Origin of the sequence: Dietzia sp. DQ11-38-2 (genome assembly GCF_014145055.1) — a bacterium.
Lineage (GTDB): Bacteria > Actinomycetota > Actinomycetes > Mycobacteriales > Mycobacteriaceae > Dietzia.
On record NZ_JAALDW010000077.1, the window covers coordinates 1 to 2,431 of the forward strand.

Below are 2,431 nucleotides of genomic sequence, written 5' to 3' on the forward strand. Positions count from 1 at the left end.
CCGAAATCAACGCGGCAGGTCACAGCCCGTCCTGGAGCGTCCGGCTGCGCCCGTCCTACAGGTGCTGTATCCCGGCGAAGGGGTACCGAGCGATCGCGCCCACCACCAGCGCGTTGTGGACGCCGGTCATCTGCGCGGCCACGTCGCCCTGTCCGGACTCGGCGCCGGCCACGATGCCCAGCGTCATGACGGTGATGAACAGCGCGGTGCCCGCCGCGGCGGCCACCTGCTGCAGCGTGTTGAGCAGAGCGGAGCCGTGCGGGTACAGGTGCGGCGGCAGGGACCCCAACGCCGAGGTGAGAAGCGGCGAGAACAGCAGCGCCAGGCCCACGCTGAGGACCATGTGCCACACGACGACGATGACCAGCGACGACTCGGCGGAGAAGAAGAGGTACATGCCCCACAGGCCGGCGGCCGCCAGGATCGAGCCCGGGATGATCAGCGGGCGCGGTCCGATGCGGTCGAAGAGTCGACCGACGAACCACCCGAGCACACCCATGAGCAGACCGCCGGGCAGCAGCGCGAGGCCGGACTCGAGGGTGGTGGTGCCCAGGATCTGCTGCATGTACAGCGGCAGCAGGATGAGGGTGCCGAACAGCGCCATCATGGACAGCAACATGAGCGTGAGGCTGACGGTGAAGGTGCGGAAGGCGAAGGCGCGCACGTCGAGGAGCGCGTAGTCCTTGAGCGAGAGCTGCCGCCAGACGAACACCGCCAGTGCCGCCACGCCCACGAGGACGGGCACCCACGGGGACACCAGCGCGTTGTCGTTGGCGGCTTCACCGAAGGAGCTCAGGCCGAAGATCAGGCCCGCGAAGCCGACGGCCGAGAGCACGCCGGAGAGGATGTCGAGCGGGATCGGGCGGGTGGCGGTGACGTTCCGGATCAGCGTGGCTCCCGCCACCAGTGCGAGCAGGCCGATGGGCAGGACGAACCAGAACATCCAGCGCCAGCTCAGCACGTCGAGCACCAGGCCACCGACGGTGGGGCCGATGGCCGGGGCCACCGCGATCACGATGGAGATCACGCCCATGGTGCGGCCGCGACGGTCCGCGGGCACCACGTTGAGCACGGTGGTCATGAGCAGCGGGATCATGATCGCGGTACCCACGGCCTGCACCACCCGGCCGGCGACCAGGACCACGAACACCGGGGCCAGCGACGCCAGCAGGGTGCCGAGGGTAAAGGTCGTCATGGCGATGATGAACACCGTCCGCAGCGGTAGCCGCATGAGCATCCACCCGGTGAACGGGATGACCACGGCCATGGTGAGCATGAACGCGGTGGTGAGCCACTGGGCGGTGGCCGCGGCGACCGCGAACTCCCCCATCAGCTCGGGGATCGCGACCGACATGATGGTCTCGTTGAGGATCACCACGAACGCCGCGGCCACGAGCAGTGCGATCAGCCGCGTGGTGGCGGCCGGCAGCGGCGGGGAGCCCAACGCCGGGCCGGGCTGGGCGGGATCGGGCCGAGCAGGGTCGGGCTGGCCCGGGTCAGGCTGGGCCCGGGAAAAGGCCGTGGAGGATGACTCAGTCGTCACGGGAATCCTTAGACATTACGGGTCGAGACAAAGGTAAACCCGGCGAGGCCTCACGGCGCGCACGGGGAACTCTCGCACTGTACGCCAGGATCTCCGACAGGCTTGCTGATGTGACCACCATTACGGCGGCGCGTGCGCGAGCGGGTCGGTGGGCCGACGAGCGGGTGGGGCAGAATCGACACATGACCGGGACCAGCAGCGCGCGACGGGGCGAGGTGGAGACGCGCGCCCTGCCGATCTACGCGGCGGGCGACGCGGTGATGCCGTTCGCGATCACCGGCATGGACGAGCTCGTGGCCCGCGACATCGAATGGGAGCCGCACTCCCACCCCACCCACGAGCTGCTGTGGAACCGGTCGGGGGCGTCCACCGTGACCATCGGGGCGCGTACGTGGTCCATCACCCCCTCGGTCGGACTGTGGATCCCCGCGGGCGTCCTGCATTCCGCGGCCACTCCGGCGGGCACCTGGTACCGGACCGCGCACGTCGACGTCCGCACCGACTCGCCACTGCCGACCGAGCCCGTCGCGGTGGAGGTGACGCCGCTGCTCACCCTGCTGCTCGAGCGCCTGGTGGACCAGACCCTGGAGGCCCGGTCGCGGGAGCTCACGGAGCAGATGGTGTTCGACCTCCTCGAACCCTCACCCCACGCGCTGTTGGTGCAGCGGCCGGGCTCCGAGCTGCTGCGCCCGATCGTCACGGCCCTCGAGTCGCACCCCGGTGACGACCGGTCGCTCACCGAGTGGGCGGCCCGGCTCGGGGTGAGCGAACGGACCGTGACGCGCGCGTTCCGGGCCGAGACCGGACTGAGCTTCGGCGCGTGGCAGGCGGCCTTCCGCGCCCAGCACGCGTCGGTCCTGCTGGGCAGTGGCGTTCCGGTCGACGAAG

Annotated in this window: 2 protein-coding genes; one reads left to right on the top strand and one right to left on the bottom strand. The window is 70.3% G+C overall.

Features of this window, described 5'->3' with window-relative positions; all coding sequences use genetic code 11:
- Positions 1-55 precede the first annotated feature (55 nt).
- On the bottom strand, positions 56-1,543 hold the full coding sequence (locus G6026_RS03120) for an MDR family MFS transporter (RefSeq protein ID WP_347238055.1): 1,488 nt from the start codon (positions 1,541-1,543) through the stop codon (positions 56-58).
- A gap of 182 nt (positions 1,544-1,725) precedes the next feature.
- Between G6026_RS03120 and G6026_RS03125 the strand changes: the two genes are divergently transcribed.
- The coding region (locus G6026_RS03125) for an AraC family transcriptional regulator (RefSeq protein ID WP_241727932.1) at positions 1,726-2,431 on the top strand (706 nt) is incomplete at its 3' end.